This window comes from Pelomonas sp. Root1217, assembly GCF_001425705.1.
Classification (GTDB): domain Bacteria; phylum Pseudomonadota; class Gammaproteobacteria; order Burkholderiales; family Burkholderiaceae_C; genus Pelomonas.
In genome coordinates, this window is record NZ_LMDC01000012.1 from 237,303 (window position 1) to 256,333 (window position 19,031).

The following is a 19,031-nucleotide window of genomic DNA, read 5'->3' on the forward strand; positions in this document are numbered from 1 at the left end:
CCATGACTTCTGCGCCCGCGCGCGCCGCCCTCTGGCGCCATCCCCTGCTCCGGCCCGTTGCCGCGCTCGCGCTGCTGCTGGCCGTCGCGGCCCTGTTCGTGCCGGGCTTCCTGCACCTGGAGATCAAGGACGGCCACCTCTACGGCAGCCTGATCGACATCCTGCATCGCGCAGCTCCGCTGATGCTCGCGGCCCTGGGCATGACGCTGGTCATCGCCACGCGCGGCATCGACGTGTCGGTCGGTGCCGTCGTCGCCATCGCTGGCACCGTGGCCTGCGTGCTGGTCGGCTCGCATGGCCTGGCCGTCGCCTTCGCCGCGGCGCTGGGCACCGCGCTGCTGTGCGGGCTGTGGAACGGGCTGCTCGTGTCGGCTCTGGGTCTGCAGCCCATCATCGCCACGCTGATCCTGATGGTTGCCGGCCGGGGCCTGGCGCAGCTGCTGACCGACGGCCAGATCATCACCGTCTACGAGCCGGCGAGCTTCTTCTGGCTGGGCGGCGGCTACCTGCTCGGCCTGCCGGTGTCGCTGTTCGTCGTCGCGACGGTGGGCGGCCTCACGGCCTTGCTGATGAAGCGAACGGCCCTGGGCCTGTTCATCCAGACCGTCGGCATCAACCCCGTCGCTGCGCGCCTGGCCGGTGTGCGCACCGCGGCCATCGTCTTCTTCGTCTACGTCTACTGCAGCCTGGGCGCCGGCCTGGCCGGATTGATGATCTCGTCCAACATCAAGAGCGCCGATGCCAACAACGCCGGCCTGCTGCTGGAGCTGGACGCCATCCTCGCCGTCACGCTCGGTGGCGGGCAGTTGAGCGGCGGCAAGTTCAGCCTGGCCGGCAGCCTGATCGGCGCGCTGATCATCCAGACGCTCACGTCCACCATCTACGCGATGGGCGTGCCGCCGCAGGTCACGATGGTCGTCAAGGCCGTCGTCGTCTTCGCCGTCTGCATCTCGCAGTCGTCCGCCTGGTCGACCTGGAAGAAAGCATGAAAGCCTTGCGCGCGGCCATGGCCGCCCCGTCCTTCACCACCTGGGTCAGCGTCGTACTGATGGCCCTTCTCTTCATCGCCGGCGCCGCCAACTACACCGGCTTCGCGTCCTCGCAGGTCGTGCTCAACCTGCTCATCGACAACGCCTTCCTGCTCGTCATCGCCGTGGGCATGAGCTTCGTCATCCTGTCCGGCGGCATCGACCTGTCGGTGGGTTCGGTGCTGGCCCTCACCACGATGGTGGCGGCCTGGCTGCTGCAGGTGGCGCAGTGGCCGGCCGAATTGGTCATCGCCCTCGTGCTGCTGGGCGGTGCGGCCTTCGGCGCGCTGCAGGGCGCGGTCATCCATGTCTTCAGGCTGCAGCCCTTCATCGTCACGCTGGCCGGCATGTTCCTGGCGCGCGGCCTGTGCTTCCTGATCAGCGTGGACAGCATCACCATCGATGCGCCGCTGTTCGTGACGCTGTCGCAGACGCAGATCTCGCTCTTTGGTGCCTTCCTGTCCCCCGGCGCGGTGATCGCGCTGGCGATGCTGGGCGTGGGCCTGTGGGTGGCGCACTGCACCGCCTTCGGCCGCACCGTCTACGCGCTGGGCGGCAGCGAGCAGTCGGCGCTGATGATGGGCTTGCCCGTGGGCCGCACCAAGGTCGCCGTCTACGGCCTCAGCGGCTTCTGCGCGTCGCTGGCCGGCTTGCTGTTCGCCTTCTACATGCTCAGCGGCTACGGCCAGCACGCCCAGGGCGTGGAGCTGGACGCCATTGCGGCGGTCGTCATCGGCGGCACCGTGCTGACGGGCGGCTATGGCTATGTGGCCGGCGCGTTGTCGGGCGTGCTGGTGCTCGGCTTGATCCAGACGCTGATCGCCTTCGACGGCACGCTCAGCTCCTGGTGGACCAAGATCGTCATCGGCGCCCTGCTCTTCGTCTTCTGCGCCGTGCAGCGCCTGCTGTCCCTGAGGAAGGTCGCTGCCTGATGGTTAAGAGGCGGTCTCTCGCGTCGCCCGGCTGCAAACCATGAAAGTCCCGCGCCGCGCGCTGCTGTTCTGCCTGGCGTCCTGCCTGGTATTGAGCGGCGCGGCGGTGGCCGATCCGGCGACGCTTGGCGAACGCGGCCGGCTGATCTTCAGTGACGACTTCACGCAGCCGCTGGACGGGCAGACCTGGGTCGCGGAGGTCGAGGCCAAGCCGGGCTCCAGGGTGAGCGTGCGCGATGGCCATCTCGTCCTCGACACGGCCGGCGGCGTCACCGTCTGGCTGAACCGGCGCCTGAGCGGCAACCTGCTCATCGAGTACCGCCGCCGTGTCGTCCTGCAGGGCGGCGCCAACGACCGGCTCAGTGACCTCAACCAGTTCTGGATGGCGACCGGCCCCGATGGCGGCTCACCCATCGGCCGCAACGGCGCTTTCGAATCCTATGACGCCCTGAGCTTGTACTACTTCGGCATTGGCGGCAATGGCAACACCAGCACGCGGCTGCGCAAGTACGGCGACGGCCAGCGCGTGCTGCTGCAGGAGCGGCTGGACGCCGAACACCTGCTCAAGCCCAACCACGACTACCTCGTCCAGACCCTCGTCAAGGACGGTCGCTCAGCGGTCTACGTCGACGGCCAGCTGTTCTTCGAGCACCGCGACGCGAGCCCGCTGCGCCAGGGCTGGTTCGGCCTGCGCAGCACCTGGTCGCGCCAGCAGATCGGTGCGCTGCGCATCTACGCGCTGGACTGAGTTAGCCTGCGCAGTGATGCGCTACCTGATCTTCGACTACAGCGACGGCGACGACGGCATCGCCACGCTGGAGGCCATGGCCTCGACGCGGGCCGAGGAGCACCCCCGCGTGCTGGCCGAGGCCCAGCGGGTGCTGGACTGGGCGCACAGCCAGTTTCCCGGCCGCCACGGTCCCGTCGAGGACGGCCAGGCCTGGGACCACGAGCTGCTCGTGCAGCACGAGGAGGGCGGCTGGCTGACCGTCACGCTGACGCTGAGCGCGTCGGCGGAATTCCTCGAGGCCTTCCTGGCGGTCTACGGCGAAGCCGAAGACTGAGCGCCTTCAGTCTTTGATCCAGCCCTTGATTCAACCCTTGAGCGTCTGCTCCAGCACGTGCAGCTGCTGGTTCAGCTCGGTGTTCTTCTGGCGCTCGCCACCGATCTTGCGCACCGCGTGCAGCACTGTCGTGTGGTCGCGGCCGCCGAAGAGTTCGCCGATCTCGGGCAGGCTCTTTTGCGTCATCTCCTTGGCCAGGTACATCGCGATCTGGCGCGGCCGGGCGATGCTGGCAGGGCGCTTCTTGGAGTACATGTCGGCGACCTTGATCTTGTAGAAGTCGGCCACCGTCTTCTGGATGTTCTCGACACCGATCTGCCGGTTCTGGATCGACAGCAGGTCCTTCAGCGCCTCGCGGGCCAGCGTGATGCTGATCTCCTTGTGCGAGAACTTGGCGTAGGCCAGCACCTTGCGCAGCGCGCCTTCGAGTTCGCGCACGTTGGCGCGCACGTTCTTGGCCACGAAGAAGGCGACATCCTCGGGCATGGGCGTGCCTTCGGCCTCGGCCTTCTTGATCAGGATGGCGACGCGCATCTCCAGCTCGGGCGGCTCGATGGCCACCGTGAGGCCGGCGTCAAAGCGGCTGGTCAGGCGCTCGTCGATGTCCACCAACCCCTTGGGGTAGGTGTCCGACGTCATGATGATGTGGGCCTTCTTGGCCAGCAGCGCCTCGAAGGCGTTGAAGAACTCCTCCTGCGTGCGGTCCTTGCCGGCGAAGAACTGCACGTCGTCGATCAGCAGCAGGTCCAGCGAGTGGTACTTGGCCTTGAGCTCGTCGAAGGTCTTGCGCTGGTAATTCTTGACGACGTCGGAGATGAACTGCTCGGCGTGCAGATAGAGCACGCGGGCGTCCGGGCGGTCTTTCAGCAGCGCGTTGCCGACAGCGTGGATCAGGTGGGTCTTGCCCAGGCCGACTCCGCCGTAGATGAACAGCGGGTTGTAGGTCACGCCCGGCGCGCCGGCCACGTGCAGCGCGGCCGTGCGCGCCATCTGGTTGGCGCGCCCGGGCACCAGCGTGTCGAAGGTCAGCTGCGGGTTGATGCGGTGCTTGGCCGAGGCAGGCGCCTGCGAGGGCAGCATGATGGTGCTGGCCGGAGGCGCGCTGACGGGCCGCAGCGCTGCGCTCGGTTCGGCCGCCAACGCTGCTGGATGTTGAGGCGTCGGTGCGGCGCCCGACATCGAGCTGGGCATGGTGATGGGCACGCTCGACGCATCGCGCGCAACCAGAGACAGCTCCAGCCGTGTCGGGCGGCCGGCCAGTTCGGTCAGGATGGCTTCGATGCGGGCCGCGTACTGACGGCGGATCCAGTCGCGCTTGAAGTGGTTGGGCACCTTCAGCGTCGCCACGAGGGCGCTGTCAGCAGCTTCGCCAGACACCGTGGCGGGTGGCAGCGGACGGATCCAGGTGTTGAACTGCTGTTCAGGCAGCTCAGTGGCCAGGCGCTCGCAGCCCCGCCGCCAGAGCTCTGACGCCCAATCCGGCGAATTCATGCCCTCTACGCCCGTCATCACGCCCGTCTTCAAAGCCTGCACCCCATCCACCGTATGTTCTTCTTCGCTCATTGTGGAAAACTTCTTTTCGAGCGGCTGGATTGTACGGACCCGAGGCCACCGAAGGACGGGTTATCCACAGAATTTGGAAGGGGGTCAATCCCTGGCAAACCCGGCTTGAGACTGGCGACTCATTGACCGGGCCCGCGGCTTCTGCTGTAATGCCGGGTTTTCGCGCATTGCCGACCGGTTGCGACTGGTTCGCCACGCGCTTTTCTTGCCAGGTGTCAACCGGCCTTCTTGCCGGATGCCAACCGGCCATTCTTGCCGGGTGCCAACCGCTGTGCCCGGCCTGCACAAACCCTCCAAAGAGGTTTCCCATGAAGCGTACCTACCAAGCCTCCAAGACCCGCCGCGCCCGTACCCACGGTTTCCTGGTGCGCATGAAGACCCGCGGTGGCCGTGCCGTCATCGCCGCACGCCGCGCCAAGGGCCGCAAGCGCCTGGCCGTCTAAGCCTCGCCGTTGATCGAAGACGGCGCCCCGCGCGTCGTCAGCTTCCCGGGCAACCGATGATCGGCAAGCTGCAGCGCCCGGTGGACTTTGAGCGTGTGCTCGGCAAACAAAGCCGGGCTCGCAGCGCGCATTTCGCGCTGCACCATCTCTCGGCCAACCCGGCACCCAGCGCTTGGCGCGCCGCCAAGTTGCGCACAGCCTCAGCCGAGTTATCAACAGGCGACTCACAGCCTGTTCACAACCCTGTGGAACAGAACCCGCCCGTTGCGCCTGAAGGCTGCTGGGTGGGTATCGTCGTTCCCAAGCGGCATGCCAAGCGATCGGTGACGCGTCAGCTCTTGAAGCGCCAGATCCGCGCCGCATTTGTCGAGCGTCCCAGCATGCCGCCGGGTTTGTGGGTCGTCCGCTTGCGCGCTCCGTTTGACCGCCAGAAGTTCCCCAGCGCCGCGTCCGACGCGCTGCGCCGGGCTGCCCGGGCCGAACTGGCCCAGCTCCTGGACAAGGCCATGGCCGCCAAGCCAGGCTCTAAGACGTGAAGCCGAGCTGGCCCGCCCGCGCTTTGATGACCGTCGTGCGCGGCTACCGCCTGATGCTCAGCCCCTGGCTGGGCAACGCCTGCCGCTTCGAGCCGACCTGCTCGCGCTACTCGCTGGGCGCGCTTGAGAAACACGGTGCACTGGCCGGCAGCTATCTGACCGTCCACCGCATCCTGCGCTGCCAGCCGTGGTGTGACGGCGGGCACGACCCCGTGCCTGACCGCGTGCTTGACAATGCGCCGCGGCTGTTTTCCCGCCTCTTCTCTCCCCCCGTGGCGCGCGCTTCCTGCGCGTCCTCTTCCTCGTCCGAGTCTCCTCATGACTGATATTCGCCGCACCGTGCTGTGGGTGGTGTTCACGATGTCTCTCGTCCTGCTCTGGGACGGTTGGCAAAAGCACAACGGGCATCCTTCGATGTTCAGCCCGACGCCCAAGACCGTGTCGACGGCACCGGCAGGGCCTGCATCGTCCGGCGTGCCGGCGGCGGCCACCGCTGGCGGCACCGCTGCTGCCCAGGCGCCAACGACCGCCGCACCGGTGGCCGCGCCGTCCGAGAAGATCACCATCCGCACCGACGTGCTGACGGTCACGGTGGACACCCTGGGCGGCGACATCGTCCGCGCCGAGTTGCCCAAATACCTGACGTCGCCGGATCCGACCGTCACCGACCAGCTGCTGCAGATGGTGCATCTGCAGAAGAAGCCCGAGTTCACCCCCCAGCCGGTCGTTCTGTTCAATGAAGGCCAGCACTACCGGGCCCAGACCGGCCTGGTGAGCGCCCAGGGCCCGCTGCCGGCCCACACCACGCCGATGACGGCGGTGGCCGGCGAGCGCGAGCTCAAGGACGGCCAGAACGAGGTCAAGTTGCGCCTGGAGTCGGCCGAAGTCGGCGGCGTCAAGCTCATCAAGACCTTCACATTCAAGCGCGGCGTCTACACGGTGGGCGTGACGCACGAAGTCGTCAACCACGGCACCGCGCCCGTCACGCCGCAGGTCTATCTGCAATTGGTGCGCGACGGCAGCACCGTCACCGGCGGCGCGGCCTTCACGCCCAGCTTCACGGGCCCGGCGGTCTACAACAGCAACACCAAGTTCAAGACGCTGAAGTTCGAGGACATCGACAAGGGCAAGGTCGACATCGAGAAGCAGGCCAACGACGGCTGGGTCTCGATGGTGCAGCATTACTTCGCCAGCGCTTGGCTCGTCAACGAACCAGGCAACCGCGAGTTCTTCGTGCGCAAGCTGCCCGGCCAGGCCGGCGTGCGCGGCGACGCCTATGCCACCGGCATGGTCTTCACGCTGCCCACGCTCGCGCCCGACACCAGCGCCACCCAGCAGGCCACCCTCTTCGCCGGCCCGCAGGAGGAAAACAACCTCTCGGCACTGGCGCCGGGCCTGGAGCGCGTCAAGGACTACGGCGTGCTGACGATCCTGGCCGAGCCGCTGTTCTGGCTGCTGGACAAGCTGCATGGCGTCATCGGCAACTGGGGCTGGACCATCGTTGCCCTGGTGCTGCTGCTGAAGGTTGCTCTCTACAGCCTCAACGCGAGCGCCTACAAGTCCATGGCCCGCATGAAGGCCGTCGCGCCCCGCATCAACGAGATGAAGGAGCGCCTGAAGGACAAGCCGCAGGAAATGCAGCAGGAGATGATGAAGATCTACCGCGAGGAGAAGATCAACCCCATCGGCGGCTGCCTGCCCATCTTCTTGCAGATGCCCATCTTCATGGCCCTGTACTGGGTGCTGCTGTCCACCGTCGAGATGCGCCAGGCGCCGTGGATGCTGTGGATCACCGACTTGTCGGTGCGCGACCCCTACTTCATCCTGCCGCTGCTGATGATGGCGTCCAGCCTGTTCCAGGTCTGGCTCAACCCGCCGGCGGCTGACCCCATGCAGCAGAAGATGATGTGGATCATGCCCGTGGCCTTCGGCGTCATGTTCTTCGTCTTCCCGGCTGGCCTCGTGCTGTATTGGCTGACGAACAACATCCTGTCGATCGCCCAGCAGTGGCTGATCAACAGACGGTTGGGCGTGAACTGAATCACGTGAATCTGCACAGCCCCCGCACCCGGGGGCTTCTTTCTGCCCGGGGTTAGCAGTTCAATGGCTTCGCGGGGCAGAGAACACCGGCCCGGACGGGACTCACGAGAGCGCCCGAACCGAGCCTCCCCCGCGCCAATTCTTCAAACAGCCACCTCAGGGTGGCTGTTTGCCTTGGCCGCTGACAATTGCGCCCATGCTTGCACGCCACGCCGATCCAATAGCAGCCATCGCCACCGCGCCAGGGCGCGGCGCCGTCGGCATCGTGCGGGTGTCGTCGCCTCAAGACCTGGCTCCACTCATCGAAGCTTTGTGCGGCCGAGCGCTCAAACCGCGCGAGGCGACTTACCTGCCCTTTCGCGATGCGACGGGCGCGGCCATCGACCAGGGCCTTGCTCTGCACTTCCCGGCACCGCACTCCTACACCGGTGAGCATGTGCTGGAACTGCAGGCCCACGGCGGCGCCGTCGTCATGCAGTTGCTGCTGGCACGGGTGATCGAAGCGAGCGCCGGTGTTCGCCTGGCCGAGCCCGGCGAGTTCACGCAGCGCGCCTTCCTCAACGGCAAGCTCGACCTCGCCCAGGCCGAGGCAGTGGCCGACCTCATCGATGCCAGCACCGAGGCCGCAGCGCGCAGTGCGAGCCGGGCGCTGGGCGGCGCGCTGTCGCATGAAGTCGGTGTCCTGCGCGACCAGCTCATCCAGCTGCGCATGCTCGTCGAGGCGACGCTGGACTTCCCGGAAGAGGAGATCGATTTCCTCGAAAAGGCCGATGCATTTGGCCGGCTGGACCGCCTGACCGCGCAACTGAGCGCCGTGCAGGCCCGCACGCGCCAGGGTGCGCTGCTGCGCGACGGCTTGAAGGTGGTGCTCGCCGGCCAGCCCAATGTGGGCAAGAGTTCGCTGCTGAATGCACTCGCCGGCGCCGAGCTGGCCATTGTCACGCCCATCCCCGGCACGACGCGTGACAAGGTCAGCCAGACCATCCAGATCGAAGGCGTGCCCCTGCACATCACCGACACGGCGGGCCTGCGCGATGCGACGGCCGACGAAGTCGAGCGCATCGGCGTGTCGCGCTCCTGGGATGCCATTGCGGACGCCGACGTCGTGCTCTTCCTGCACGACCTGGGCCGCGTCGGCCAGGGGGACTACGAGGCTGAGGACGAGCGCATCCGCGCGCGGCTGGCCGGCGTGGACGCAAGCCGCATCGTGCAGGTGTTCAACAAGGCTGACCTTGCCGGAGCGCCCGAAGGCGAGATTGCGCTGAGCCTGAGGACGGGCGAAGGCCTGGAAGCGCTGCGCCAGCGCCTGCTGCAGACGGCCGGCTGGCAAGCGGTGCCCGAAGGTTTGTTCATCGCTCGCGAGCGCCATGTACAGGCGTTGGCGCGCACGGCCGAGCACCTGACCTTGGCGCGCGAAGTTGCCGCTCAGCGCGACGCCGCGCTGGATCTGCTCGCCGAGGAGCTGCGTCTGGCCCACGATGCGCTGGGTGAAATCACCGGCGCGTTCTCGGCCGACGAGTTGCTCGGTGTCATCTTCAGCAGTTTTTGCATCGGCAAGTAGTCCGACGCCGCCTTTGCTGCGTTGTGGACGAACGCAACGCAAGAGGAGGTCGCATGCGACGCCTTCAGAACTCCAGCTTCACGATCGAAGCCGCACCGCGCCGGCTCATGCCGCAGGCCAAGCCCGTTGCACTTGCCCAGCCGCGCGACGAGATGTGGCGCTCACGCCGCGTGCTGTCGGGGTCCGACTGGATGGATGCCTGGGTGCAGAAACCCGGCAAGCGGTGATCAGGCGTCGTTGAACAGCGGGTCGGGCAAGTAGAGCCCGGGCTCGACGGCCATGCCGAACAGGCTGCCCGACAGCGGGCGGGCCATCAGGTCGGCGGTGCTGAGGCCTTCGCGGGCCGTCGTGACGAGGATCTGGTCGCCGGCCGGGCCGCCAAACGCGGGGCAGGTGACATTGCTGACCGGCACCGAATAGCGGCCCAGCAGCCGGCCGTCAGGCGCGTAGCGGGCCACCGCCGCGTTGCCCCACTCGGCATTCCACAAGCAACCCTTGGCATCGATGACGGAGCCGTCCGGCCAGCAGTTGTCGTCGTATTCCTTCTTCGCGAACAGGCGTGGCTCGCTGACCTGGGCGCTGTCCGCGTCGTAGTCGCAGACCATCATGCGGGTGGTGGTCGTGTCGCAGTAGTGCATGCGCTTGCCGTTGGGGCTGAAGCAGATGCTGTTGGAGATGCCCACGCCGTCCAGCGCCAGCCGGCGCAGGCCGTGGGCCAGCGAGTATTGATAGAAGCTGCCGATGCGCTGGCGCGGGTTGGCTTCGTCCAGCGTGCCAAAGACGAAGTTGCCACTGCGGTCGCAACGCCCGTCATTGGCACGCGTGGTGGGCAGATGAGCTTCCAGCGGCGTGAGGGTCTCGGGCTCGGCGGCGATGCTGCCGGTGGCCTGCAGGTCGGGCAGCGTCAGGCGCGCCAGGCGCTTGGCCATGGCCAGGATGATGGCGCCGGAGCGGCCATGCACGAAGCAGCCGACGCGCTCGGGCAGGCGCACCTGCAGCGTGACGTTGGCGCCGGGGGTCCACGCATAGATGCAGGCGCCCTCGATATCGGTCCACCACCAGCGGCCACTCGCGGCATGCCATTGGATGCCTTCACCGAGGTTGTTGGCCTGGGCAAGGGCGAGGGCGAAAGGGTGTTCAGCTTGCATCGGGTGAGGTTTCCAGGCTCGCGCGGGCCTGCTTGCGTGCGAGGGCCGCGGCGTGGCGGCGGCGCTCGTCGGGAGTGAAAGGGCGCAGCGGCGCCACGGGCACCGGCTTGTTGTCGTCGCCCACGGCCACCATCGTGAAGTAGCAGCTGTTGACGTGGCGCGTCTCCTGCGTGCGGATGTTCTCGGCCACGACCTTGATGCCCACTTCCATCGACGAGGTGCCGGTCATGTTGACGCTGGCCAGGAAGGTGACCAGCTCGCCGACGTGGATGGCCTGGCGAAAGATCACCCGGTCCACCGACAGCGTCACGACATAGCGGCCGGCGTAGCGGCTGGCGCAGGCATAGGCGACCTGGTCGAGCAGCTTGAGGATGTTGCCGCCATGGACATTGCCGGCGAAGTTGGCGGTGTCCGGTGTCATCAGCACCGTCATCGTCAGTTGGTGGGCGGGCAGGTCCATGGCGTTCTCTTCGCGGTCAGGAGAAGCGATGGATTGTGGTGCTGCGCCACACCTCGCCCGGCCTCAGCACGGTGGTGGGCCAGTCGCTGCTGGCTTCGTGGTGCGGTGAGTCGGGGTTGTGCTGGGTCTCCAGGCACAGGCCGTCGCCCTGGCGGTAGATGCGCCCGCAGGGACCGGCCAGGCTGCCGTCGAGGAAATTGCCGGAATAGAACTGGATCGCCGGCTCGCTGGTCCGCATGTCCATGCGGCGGCCGGAGTGGGGGTCTTCCAGCATGGCGGCGTGGCGCAGGCCGTCGGCGCCCGGCTCGCCGTCGAGCAACCAGTTGTGGTCGTACCCCTTGGCGCGCAGCAGCTGCGGGTATCCCTGGCGGATGCGGGCGACGATCGGCGTGGGCGTGCGGAAGTCGAACGGCGTGCCGTCGACCGCGGCGTGGCGCAGCGGGATCAAGTGCTCGTCGACCTCGCTGTAGCGCGAGGCGGGGATGCTCAGGCGGTGGCGCAACGCGCTGCCTTCGCCGGCGAGGTTGAAGTAGTTGTGATGCGTCAGGTTGACGACGGTGGCGCGATCGGTCGTGGCTTCGTAGTCGATGCGCCAGCTGTTGTCCGTCTCACTCAGCGAATAGCGCACGCTGACCTTGAGCTCGCCGGGGAAGCCCTGATCGCCGTGCGGGCTGGTGAGGGTGAACAGCAGTGCCTCGGCCTCGCCAGGCAGGAGATCAGGGGGTTCGACGGGCTCGGCCGCCCACAGCCGGTGGCCGAAACCCTCGGTGCCGCCATGCAGGCAGTTGGGGCCGTTGTTGCAGGACAGCGTGTGCGTTTGGCCGTCCAGCTCGAAGCTGGCGCCGGCGATGCGATTGCCGTAGCGGCCGACGATGGCGCCGAAAAACGGATTGCGGTTGGCGTAGTCGGGGAGGTTGTCGAAGCCGAGCACGATGTTGTCGATGCGGCCTTCCCGATCCGGCACCCACAGGCCGGTGACGATGCCGCCCAGCGTGATGGCCGTGAGCGCCAGGCCCAGTCCGTTGGTCAGCGTGTATTCATGCACCGGCCGGCCGTCGGCCAACAGGCCGTAGTCGCGGCGCTGCATCACGCCCACCCGCCGTCGACGATGAAGTCCTGCGCCGTGCACATGGCGCTGTCGTCGGCCGCCAGGAACAGCGCCATGCTGGCGATGTGCTGCGGCATCAGCGGCGCGTCGATGCATTGGCCCTTGGCGATCTCGACCTTGGTCTCTTCGGTGACCCAGAGCTTCAATTGCTTCTCGGTCATCACCCAGCCCGGCACCAGCGTGTTGACACGGATCTTGTGCGGGCCGAAGTCGCGTGCCAGGCAGCGCGTCAAGCCTTGCACCGCCGCCTTGCTTGCCGTGTACGCCGGCATGCCGCCCTGCTTGAGCATCCAGCTGATGGAGCCGAAGTTGATGATGGAACCGTAACCCGCCGCCTTCATGTCCGCCAGCACGGCTTGCGCAGTGAAGAACTGGTGCTTGATGTTGACGGCCACGCTGGTGTCCCAGAACTCCGGCGTCGTCTCCTCGACGGCGTGGCGCTTGTCGTTGGCGGCGTTGTTGAGCAACACCGTGAACGGGCCGCTGCGCTCGCGCAGCCCGGCGATGGCCCCGCGCAGGGATTCGACGTTGGACAGGTCCGCCGCCATGAACTGCGGCGCGTGGCGCGAACCGGCCAGGCGGGCCGCGAGCGCGTTGCCCTCTTCGGCGGCCAGGTCGATGAAGGCCACCTTGGCACCCTGTTCGGCAAACGCCTGCACCAACGTTTCGCCGATGCCGGTGGCCCCGCCGGTGATCAGGACGCCACGGTCCTGAAGGCTGGGGTAGCGGGCGTAAGAACTCATCAGACTGTCTCCTGCGATAGGCGGCCCGGCTGCTTTGGTCGAGCGCTGAAGGGATTATTAGTCATACTATTTCGTTTGCAAAGCCGGCGAATTTCGGGTTAACCCCGATGAACAAGCATAAATAGTCATACTTTAATGAGAGGTATGCCGGCGATGACAGCCAGCCTTGCGCCGCCAGCCGGCGCCTGAATCAACTTCCCCCAGAGACAAGGGCCCGCACATGAGCGCCTCCACCAGCCGTCCGTATCGCGGCGTCTTCCCCGTCGTTCCGACCATCTTCCACGCCGACGGCACGCTGGACGTTCCCGGCCAGCTGCGCTGCGTCGACTTCATGATCGACGCCGGCTCCACGGGCCTGTGCATCCTCGCCAACTTCTCCGAACAGTTCGTGCTGTCGGATGCCGAGCGCGAGACGCTGACCCGCGCCATCCTCGCGCACGTGGCCGGCCGCGTGCCGGTCATCGTCACGACGACGCATTACTCCACACAGATCTGCATCGAGCGCAGCAAGCTCGCGCAGGACCTGGGCGCGGCCATGGTCATGGTCATGCCGCCGTACCACGGCGCCACCTTCCGCGTGTCGGAAGGCCAGATCGAGAGCTTCTACCAGCGCCTGTCCGACGCGATCGGCATTCCCATCATGATCCAGGATGCCCCGGTGGCCGGCACGCCGCTGTCGGTGCCGCTGCTGGCGCGCATGGCGACAAACATCGCCAACGTGAAGTACTTCAAGCTGGAGATGCCGCAGGCTGCCAGCAAGATGCGCGAGCTCATTCGCGTCGGTGGCGCGGCCATCGAAGGTCCGTGGGATGGCGAGGAAGCCATCACGCTGCTGGCCGACCTAGACGCCGGCGCCACTGGCGCGATGACCGGCGGCGGTTTCCCCGACGGCATCCGCAAGATCTTTGACGCCTTCCACGCCGGCGACCGCGAGGAAGCCGTCGTCCAGTACGGCCGCTGGCTGCCGCTGATCAACTACGAGAACCGCCAGGGCGGCATCCTGACCGCCAAGGCGCTGATGAAGGAAGGCGGCGTCATCAAGAGCGATGCGCCGCGCCACCCCTTCCCCGAGATGAGCCCCGAAGTGCGCGCCGGCTTGATGGACGCCGCCAAGCGGCTCGACCCCCTCGTGCTGCGCTGGGGCAAGTAGCCCAACCCGACTGGCTGCGCCGACCCCTGCAGGGCGGCGCCACGAATGGCCCGGCAAGGCCGGTTCCACGGCGCCACGCGATGGTGGCGTCCCGCGCCGCCGGTCATTCGGCGTACGGAGATGCCTGTGATGCGATTGCTGCTGATCCTGTGTTGCGCCTGGCTTCTTGCCGGCGATGCACGGGCATGGGAGCCGCAGGGCGACACGGGCGCGCATGACCCGACGCTGCTGGGCCAGGGCGAGCACTGGTTCGTCTTCGCGACCGGCCGCGGCCTGCAGCGGCTGGCGTCTGACGATGCCGGCAGGACGTGGAGGCGCCTCGCGCCCATGTTCAGCGAGCCGCCCGCCTGGTGGGCCGACGCGGTGCCAGAGCACAAGGGCCTGGACATGTGGGCGCCCAAGCTGTTCTCGCACCGCGGCCGCTTCTGGGTGCTTTACTCCATCTCCACCTTCGGCAAGAACCGCTCGGCCATCGGCCTGGCCAGCAGCGACAGGCCCGACGGCGATTGGCGTGACGAGGGCCTGGTCGTGCAAAGCCGCGCCGAGGACGATTTCAACGCCATCGACCCCGACTTCTTCGTCGACACCGACGCGCGCCTGTGGTTGAGCTATGGCTCCTTTTGGGACGGCATCCGCCTGACCGAACTGGGTGCCGATACGCTGCGCCCCATCGGCCAGACGCGCTTCATCGCCCGCCGCAAGGGCGGCATCGAGGCGCCGACGATGGTTCGCCACGGCGACTGGGTCTATCTGTTTGCCTCCTACGACCTGTGCTGCCGGGGCGCCGCGAGCACCTACAACATCCGCGTCGGCCGCGCCCGCAGCGTGACAGGCCCCTACCTCGACCGCGATGGCAAGGACCTGATGGATGCGGGCGGCACGGTGCTGCTCTCGGGCGGTGCGCGCTGGAAGGGCCCGGGCCACCAGGACGTCGTTGGCGACTGGCTGGTCCATCACGCCTACGACACCGAACGCGGCGGCAAGCCGCATCTGCGCATCAAGCGCCTGAGCTGGTCCGACGATGGCTGGCCCGTGATTGCCCAAGAAGAATGAACCGGAGACACCCAACGTGGCTGGCCTGAAGCTGGAGAACGTCTGCAAGCGCTACGGCGCGGTGCAGGTCATCGAGAACCTGTCGCTGGACGTGGCCGAGGGCGAGTTCGTCGTCTTCCTCGGCCCCTCGGGCTGCGGCAAGACCAGCCTGCTGCGCATGGTCGCGGGGCTGGAGGAAGTCAGCGGCGGGCGCATCCTGATCGGCGAGCGCGACGTCACCGTCGCCCCGCCGGGGCAGCGCAACCTGGCCATGGTGTTCCAGCACTACGCGTTGTACCCGCACATGAGCGTGCGCGAGAACCTGGCGTTTGGCCTGAAGAACATCGGCATCCCGGCCGACGAGATCGCCAGGCGCATCCAGGAGTCGGCTCGCATGCTGGAGCTGGACACGCTGCTGGACCGCAAGCCGGGGCAGTTGTCGGGCGGCCAGCGCCAGCGCGTGGCGATCGGCCGCGCGGTCGTCAAGGAGCCGGGCATCTTCCTGTTCGACGAACCGCTGTCCAACCTCGACGCGGCGCTGCGTGGCCGCACGCGGCTGGAGCTGGCGCAGCTGCACCAGCGCCTGGGCGCGACGATGGTCTTCGTCACGCACGACCAGATCGAGGCCATGACGCTGGCCACGCGCATCGTCGTCATGAAGGGCGGCGCCATCGAGCAGGTGGCCACGCCGGCGCAGCTGTACCGGCGGCCGGCGACGCGCTTCGTGGCGAGCTTCATTGGCACGCCGGGCATGGGCTTCGTGCCGGTGCAGCGCGCACCGGACGACCGGGGACGCGCCGTGGTCACGGTGCCCGGTGGGCATTGGTTGACGACGCGTGTGGCGACCCATGGCCTGCCTTCACAGGGCCTGGTGCTGGGCGTGCGGCCCGAAAACCTGCGCGTGGCCGAGCAAGGCCCGCTGCGCGGTCGCGTCGAGCTGGTCGAGTTCCTCGGCGAGCGCACGCTGGCCCACTTGAAGCTGGAAGGCGGCAGCCCGCTGATCGTCACAGTGCCCGCCGGCATCTCGCCCAGGCTGGGCAGCCATGTCGCCGTCAGCGTGGACGTGGCCGAGGCGCATCTGTTCGACGAGGCGGGCCGCGCCCACCATGCCCAGGAGTCGCTGGCATGAGCGCAAGCGCCGTCGGGCTGCGCGCCTCTCGCCCGGCCTATGCACTCTTCGTGCTGCCCTTCGTGGCGTGCTACGCACTGCTGCTGCTGTGGCCGCTGGCCAAGGGCGTATGGATCAGCTTGCACGACCACGACCTGCTGTCCAACGACAGCTTCTGGGTGGGCCTGGCCAACTACCAGGAACTCTGGGGCGACGAGGTCTTCCACCAGGTCGTCTGGAACACCATCCGCTTCGTGCTCATCAGCACGCCGATCTTCGTCGTGCTATCGCTGATGCTGGCGTTGGCGCTGAACCGCCAAGGCAAGCTCGCCACCTTGCTGCGCGCCACCTTCTTCTGCGCTTCCGTCTTCTCGGTCACGCTGATCACCCTCGTGTGGAAGCTCGCACTGATGCCCGAACGCGGCCTCATCGCGCAGTTCTTCAACGCGCTGGGTCTCCCGGAACTCCCCCTGCTGACCAGCGACAACCTCGCGCTGCTGACCGTGGCGCTGGTGACTGTCTGGTGGATCATCGGCCTGCCGATGATCATGTTCCTGTCGGCGCTGCAGCAGATCCCCTCGGACATCTACGAGGCCGCCGCGCTGGACAACACGCCGCGCTGGCGCGTGCTGACTCACATCACGCTGCCCAGCCTCAAGCGCGCCATCATCCTGGTCGCGCTGATCGAGGTGATCCGCCAGTTCCAGGTCTTCCCGCAGATCATGCTGATGACCAACGGCGGGCCCAACAACACGACGCGCTCGGTCGTGCAGTTCATCTACGAGCAGGCTTTCATGCAGCTCTCGCTGGGCTACGCTACGGCCGCCTCGCAGGTGCTGCTGGCCATCATGCTGGTGGGCGTGTCGACACAGCTCTGGCTCGAACGCGACAAGGGAGGCCAGCGATGAACCCTCTTCTGAGAAGAAGCTGGTTCGACCGCTTCGTGATGGCAGCCCTCACGCTGCTGGCCCTGGTCTGGATGGCGCCGCTGCTCTGGGTGCTGGCCCTCTCGTTCAAGCCCAACGAGTTCCTGCTGACGCGCACCGACGTCTTCCTCGCGCCGCCCTACACGTTGGCCAACTACCTGGACATCCTGCAGACCTCGCAGGTGTTCCGCTGGCTGGGCAACAGCGCCCTCGTGGCGCTGCTGCAGACCATCGGCGTGCTGGTGTTGTCGTCGCTGGCGGGATACGGCTTTGCACGATGCGAGTTCCCGGGCCGCAAGTGGCTGTTCGCGCTGGTGATGTTCGGCCTGGCCGTGCCGGCGCAGTCGGTGTTCATCCCGCTGCACCGGCTGTTCTCGGACTGGAACCTGCAGAACACGATTGCCGGCCTGACGCTGCCTGGCCTGGCCGCGCCCTTCGGCGTCTACCTGATGACGCAGTACTTCAAGGCCATTCCGGCCGAGCTGGAAGAGGCCGCGCTGCTCGACAACGCCTCGCGCTTCAAGACCTTCCTGACCATCATCCTGCCGCTGACGCTGCCGGCGCAGGCGACGCTCGGCATCTTCACCTTCCTGGGCTGCTGGAACGACTACTTGTGGCCGCTCGTCATCGCGACGCAGCCGGACATGTACACGCTCACGCGCGGCCTGGCGTCGACGCAGACCAACTTCGCGCAGTCGGAAGGTCTTGGCTTCCTGATGGCGCAAGCCGTGTTCGCGGGCATGCCGGCGCTGATGCTCTATCTCTTCTTCCAACGCCATCTGGTGACGGCCGTGGCAGGGACGGGCAAGTCATGAAGCGTCTGCTCATTTGCCTTTTCACCGCGCTGCTCGCCGCCTGCGGCGCCAGCAAGGACAACGCGGGCAAGACCGAGATCACGCTGATGCGTTTCTTCGGCAGCTGCGAGGCGCAATACGGCCAGGTCGTGAAGACGTCCGAAGGCGTCGGCGAATGCGGCATCGTCACGGCATTGGTCAACGAGTTCAATGCGACGAACACCGACGGCATCGTGGTGAAGACACAGATCGGCGAGTGGGGCCCGTACTACGACCAGCTCACCGCCCGCCTCGTCTCCAAGGACATCCCGACCGTCGCCGTCATGCACGAGTCGGCCCTGGGCGACTATGTGCGCCGCAAGCTGGTGCTGCCGCTGGACGAGGACTTCAAGCGCATTGGCGTGCCGGTGGACGACTTCACCGAGCACGCGCGCCGCGGCACTTCCTTCAACGGCCAGACCTATGCGCTGCCCTTCGACACCTGGGCCTGGTTGTGGCACATCAACACCGGGCTGATGAAGAAGGCGGGGCTCGCTGGTGTGGACGGCCAGCCGACGCTGCCGCACTCGCCCGACGAGCTGCTGGCGCAAGCTCGGCAGTTCAAGCATCGCACCGGCAAGCCCTACTTCGCCTGGGCCGTGGCCAACGAGACAGCGGCGAACGACCGCACCTTCCTGACGCTGGTGGCGCAGCAGAACGCCCAGCTGTTCTCGGCCGATGGCAAGACCATCAACATGCACCAGAGCGCCGTCGTCAACGCACTGACGTTGATGCAGACGCTGTACCGCGAAGGCCATGTGCGGCCCAACCTCGACTACGCCGCCGCCAACCAGGCTTTCCTGAACGGCGAGGCCGGCGTCGTCGTCGTCGGCACCTGGACCATCGACCAGTTCCTGCGCGAGTCGCAAAAACCCGAGTCCAAGCTCCAGGGCGCTTACACCGTCAGGCCCTTCCCGCAGCTCTACGACAAGCCCGCCGTGTTCGCCGACGGCCATTCCTGGGCCCTGTTCAAGGGCGGCACCAAGGATGCCAAGGCGCACGAGGCCAGCGTCAAATTCCTGAAGTTCGTCTGGGACCACAGCGCCGAGTGGTCGCGCACGGGCCACCTGCCCGTCAGCAAGACCGTCGCGCAAAGCGACGCCTTCCGCGCACTGCCGCTGCGCGCGGCGCTGACCGAGATCACGCAGACCGGCGTCGGCATGCCTGGCAATGTGCCGACGCAGCGCGGCATCGAGCTGCTGATCGGCGAGGACGTGGCCAACGTGATGATCTCGGGCAAGCCGATTGACGAGGTGCAGGACAGCGTCGAAAGGCGCGTCAACAAGGCACTGAAAAAGGCGCGCCGCTGAAATGAAACGCGAATACGACCACAGAGACACAGAGGCACAGAGGAAT

The 19,031-nt window shown here is 67.0% G+C and carries 21 protein-coding genes; 16 read left to right on the top strand and 5 right to left on the bottom strand.

What is annotated here, in order from left to right; all coding sequences use genetic code 11:
* Positions 1-2 precede the first annotated feature (2 nt).
* Genes ASC95_RS09970 through ASC95_RS09985 form a run of 4 tightly spaced genes read left to right on the top strand, consistent with a single transcriptional unit; the run spans position 3 to position 3,024 of the window.
* Positions 3-989 (top strand): ABC transporter permease, encoded by a 987-nt coding sequence (locus ASC95_RS09970; RefSeq protein WP_235537874.1) that lies wholly within the window; start codon positions 3-5, stop codon positions 987-989.
* Positions 986-1,960, top strand: a complete 975-nt coding sequence (gene yjfF, locus ASC95_RS09975) for a galactofuranose ABC transporter, permease protein YjfF (protein WP_057297581.1) — start codon at positions 986-988, stop codon at positions 1,958-1,960. Before ASC95_RS09970 ends, yjfF begins: the two co-directional genes overlap by 4 nt.
* 40 nt (positions 1,961-2,000) lie before the next feature.
* Positions 2,001-2,708, top strand: coding sequence for a DUF6250 domain-containing protein (locus tag ASC95_RS09980; protein WP_057297582.1), 708 nt, complete (start codon positions 2,001-2,003; stop codon positions 2,706-2,708).
* 16 nt (positions 2,709-2,724) lie between these two features.
* On the top strand, positions 2,725-3,024 hold the full coding sequence (locus ASC95_RS09985; protein ID WP_057297583.1) for a hypothetical protein: 300 nt from the start codon (positions 2,725-2,727) through the stop codon (positions 3,022-3,024).
* A 30-nt stretch (positions 3,025-3,054) separates the two neighbouring features.
* Here ASC95_RS09985 and dnaA read toward each other — a convergent pair whose 3' ends face one another.
* Complete coding sequence (gene dnaA / locus ASC95_RS09990) at positions 3,055-4,515, bottom strand: chromosomal replication initiator protein DnaA (protein WP_057298315.1); 1,461 nt, start codon at positions 4,513-4,515, stop codon at positions 3,055-3,057.
* Between the two features lie 380 nt (positions 4,516-4,895).
* On the opposite strand from dnaA, the gene rpmH reads away from it, so the two are divergent.
* The 6 genes from rpmH (at position 4,896) to ASC95_RS30515 (ending at position 9,394) form a co-directional block, all read left to right on the top strand.
* Entirely contained in the window at positions 4,896-5,030 is a 135-nt protein-coding gene (gene rpmH, locus ASC95_RS09995) for a 50S ribosomal protein L34 (protein ID WP_054021782.1), read from the top strand.
* 56 nt (positions 5,031-5,086) lie between these two features.
* Positions 5,087-5,566, top strand: coding sequence for a ribonuclease P protein component (locus ASC95_RS10000; protein WP_082567666.1), 480 nt, complete (start codon positions 5,087-5,089; stop codon positions 5,564-5,566).
* Positions 5,567-5,592: 26 nt separating this feature from the next.
* Positions 5,593-5,892: a membrane protein insertion efficiency factor YidD gene (yidD, locus tag ASC95_RS10005; protein ID WP_057298316.1), complete on the top strand. Its 300-nt coding sequence runs from the start codon at positions 5,593-5,595 to the stop codon at positions 5,890-5,892.
* Positions 5,885-7,606 carry a membrane protein insertase YidC gene (gene yidC / locus ASC95_RS10010; RefSeq protein ID WP_057297584.1) on the top strand — a complete coding sequence of 574 codons (1,722 nt, stop codon included), beginning with the start codon at positions 5,885-5,887 and terminating at the stop codon, positions 7,604-7,606. Before yidD ends, yidC begins: the two co-directional genes overlap by 8 nt.
* Positions 7,607-7,802: 196 nt before the next feature.
* Positions 7,803-9,167 carry a tRNA uridine-5-carboxymethylaminomethyl(34) synthesis GTPase MnmE gene (gene mnmE / locus ASC95_RS10015; protein ID WP_057297585.1) on the top strand — a complete coding sequence of 455 codons (1,365 nt, stop codon included), beginning with the start codon at positions 7,803-7,805 and terminating at the stop codon, positions 9,165-9,167.
* Between the two features lie 53 nt (positions 9,168-9,220).
* Positions 9,221-9,394, top strand: coding sequence for a hypothetical protein (locus ASC95_RS30515; RefSeq protein WP_157256063.1), 174 nt, complete (start codon positions 9,221-9,223; stop codon positions 9,392-9,394).
* On the opposite strand, the gene ASC95_RS10020 is transcribed toward ASC95_RS30515, so the two are convergent.
* The 4 genes from ASC95_RS10020 to ASC95_RS10035 are packed head-to-tail and all read right to left on the bottom strand — an operon-like array spanning position 9,395 to position 12,626.
* Positions 9,395-10,315, bottom strand: coding sequence for an SMP-30/gluconolactonase/LRE family protein (locus ASC95_RS10020; protein WP_057297586.1), 921 nt, complete (start codon positions 10,313-10,315; stop codon positions 9,395-9,397).
* Positions 10,305-10,775 (bottom strand): acyl-CoA thioesterase, encoded by a 471-nt coding sequence (locus ASC95_RS10025; protein WP_057297587.1) that lies wholly within the window; start codon positions 10,773-10,775, stop codon positions 10,305-10,307. The genes ASC95_RS10020 and ASC95_RS10025 overlap by 11 nt, the downstream gene beginning before the upstream one ends.
* 16 nt (positions 10,776-10,791) lie before the next feature.
* Entirely contained in the window at positions 10,792-11,862 is a 1,071-nt protein-coding gene (locus ASC95_RS10030; RefSeq protein WP_057298317.1) for an aldose epimerase family protein, read from the bottom strand.
* Positions 11,862-12,626 carry an SDR family NAD(P)-dependent oxidoreductase gene (locus ASC95_RS10035; RefSeq protein WP_057297588.1) on the bottom strand — a complete coding sequence of 255 codons (765 nt, stop codon included), beginning with the start codon at positions 12,624-12,626 and terminating at the stop codon, positions 11,862-11,864. Before ASC95_RS10035 ends, ASC95_RS10030 begins: the two co-directional genes overlap by 1 nt.
* A 220-nt stretch (positions 12,627-12,846) precedes the next feature.
* Between ASC95_RS10035 and ASC95_RS10040 the strand changes: the two genes are divergently transcribed.
* The 6 genes from ASC95_RS10040 (at position 12,847) to ASC95_RS10065 (ending at position 18,985) form a co-directional block, all read left to right on the top strand.
* A complete protein-coding gene (locus ASC95_RS10040; RefSeq protein WP_057297589.1) occupies positions 12,847-13,776 on the top strand; it encodes a dihydrodipicolinate synthase family protein in 930 nt (309 codons plus the stop codon).
* Between the two features lie 129 nt (positions 13,777-13,905).
* Positions 13,906-14,829, top strand: a complete 924-nt coding sequence (locus ASC95_RS10045) for an arabinan endo-1,5-alpha-L-arabinosidase (protein ID WP_057297590.1) — start codon at positions 13,906-13,908, stop codon at positions 14,827-14,829.
* Entirely contained in the window at positions 14,813-15,937 is a 1,125-nt protein-coding gene (locus ASC95_RS10050; RefSeq protein WP_235537875.1) for an ABC transporter ATP-binding protein, read from the top strand. The genes ASC95_RS10045 and ASC95_RS10050 overlap by 17 nt, the downstream gene beginning before the upstream one ends.
* Positions 15,934-16,824, top strand: coding sequence for a carbohydrate ABC transporter permease (locus ASC95_RS10055; protein WP_057297591.1), 891 nt, complete (start codon positions 15,934-15,936; stop codon positions 16,822-16,824). Before ASC95_RS10050 ends, ASC95_RS10055 begins: the two co-directional genes overlap by 4 nt.
* The gene (locus ASC95_RS10060; protein WP_057297592.1) at positions 16,821-17,657 is read left to right on the top strand and encodes a carbohydrate ABC transporter permease; all 837 of its coding nucleotides are present in this window, start codon (positions 16,821-16,823) and stop codon (positions 17,655-17,657) included. The genes ASC95_RS10055 and ASC95_RS10060 overlap by 4 nt, the downstream gene beginning before the upstream one ends.
* The gene (locus tag ASC95_RS10065; protein ID WP_057297593.1) at positions 17,654-18,985 is read left to right on the top strand and encodes an extracellular solute-binding protein; all 1,332 of its coding nucleotides are present in this window, start codon (positions 17,654-17,656) and stop codon (positions 18,983-18,985) included. The genes ASC95_RS10060 and ASC95_RS10065 overlap by 4 nt, the downstream gene beginning before the upstream one ends.
* Positions 18,986-19,031 lie beyond the last annotated feature (46 nt).

Coding starts and splice junctions, on each gene's coding strand:
- ASC95_RS09970 (WP_235537874.1), top strand. CDS start 3: ATGACTTCTGCGCCCGCGCGCGCCGCCCTCTGGCGCCATCCCCTGCTC.
- yjfF (WP_057297581.1), top strand. CDS start 986: ATGAAAGCCTTGCGCGCGGCCATGGCCGCCCCGTCCTTCACCACCTGG.
- ASC95_RS09980 (WP_057297582.1), top strand. CDS start 2,001: ATGAAAGTCCCGCGCCGCGCGCTGCTGTTCTGCCTGGCGTCCTGCCTG.
- ASC95_RS09985 (WP_057297583.1), top strand. CDS start 2,725: ATGCGCTACCTGATCTTCGACTACAGCGACGGCGACGACGGCATCGCC.
- dnaA (WP_057298315.1), bottom strand. CDS start 4,515: ATGAATTCGCCGGATTGGGCGTCAGAGCTCTGGCGGCGGGGCTGCGAG.
- rpmH (WP_054021782.1), top strand. CDS start 4,896: ATGAAGCGTACCTACCAAGCCTCCAAGACCCGCCGCGCCCGTACCCAC.
- ASC95_RS10000 (WP_082567666.1), top strand. CDS start 5,087: ATGATCGGCAAGCTGCAGCGCCCGGTGGACTTTGAGCGTGTGCTCGGC.
- yidD (WP_057298316.1), top strand. CDS start 5,593: ATGACCGTCGTGCGCGGCTACCGCCTGATGCTCAGCCCCTGGCTGGGC.
- yidC (WP_057297584.1), top strand. CDS start 5,885: ATGACTGATATTCGCCGCACCGTGCTGTGGGTGGTGTTCACGATGTCT.
- mnmE (WP_057297585.1), top strand. CDS start 7,803: ATGCTTGCACGCCACGCCGATCCAATAGCAGCCATCGCCACCGCGCCA.
- ASC95_RS30515 (WP_157256063.1), top strand. CDS start 9,221: ATGCGACGCCTTCAGAACTCCAGCTTCACGATCGAAGCCGCACCGCGC.
- ASC95_RS10020 (WP_057297586.1), bottom strand. CDS start 10,315: ATGCAAGCTGAACACCCTTTCGCCCTCGCCCTTGCCCAGGCCAACAAC.
- ASC95_RS10025 (WP_057297587.1), bottom strand. CDS start 10,775: ATGGACCTGCCCGCCCACCAACTGACGATGACGGTGCTGATGACACCG.
- ASC95_RS10030 (WP_057298317.1), bottom strand. CDS start 11,862: ATGCAGCGCCGCGACTACGGCCTGTTGGCCGACGGCCGGCCGGTGCAT.
- ASC95_RS10035 (WP_057297588.1), bottom strand. CDS start 12,626: ATGAGTTCTTACGCCCGCTACCCCAGCCTTCAGGACCGTGGCGTCCTG.
- ASC95_RS10040 (WP_057297589.1), top strand. CDS start 12,847: ATGAGCGCCTCCACCAGCCGTCCGTATCGCGGCGTCTTCCCCGTCGTT.
- ASC95_RS10045 (WP_057297590.1), top strand. CDS start 13,906: ATGCGATTGCTGCTGATCCTGTGTTGCGCCTGGCTTCTTGCCGGCGAT.
- ASC95_RS10055 (WP_057297591.1), top strand. CDS start 15,934: ATGAGCGCAAGCGCCGTCGGGCTGCGCGCCTCTCGCCCGGCCTATGCA.
- ASC95_RS10060 (WP_057297592.1), top strand. CDS start 16,821: ATGAACCCTCTTCTGAGAAGAAGCTGGTTCGACCGCTTCGTGATGGCA.
- ASC95_RS10065 (WP_057297593.1), top strand. CDS start 17,654: ATGAAGCGTCTGCTCATTTGCCTTTTCACCGCGCTGCTCGCCGCCTGC.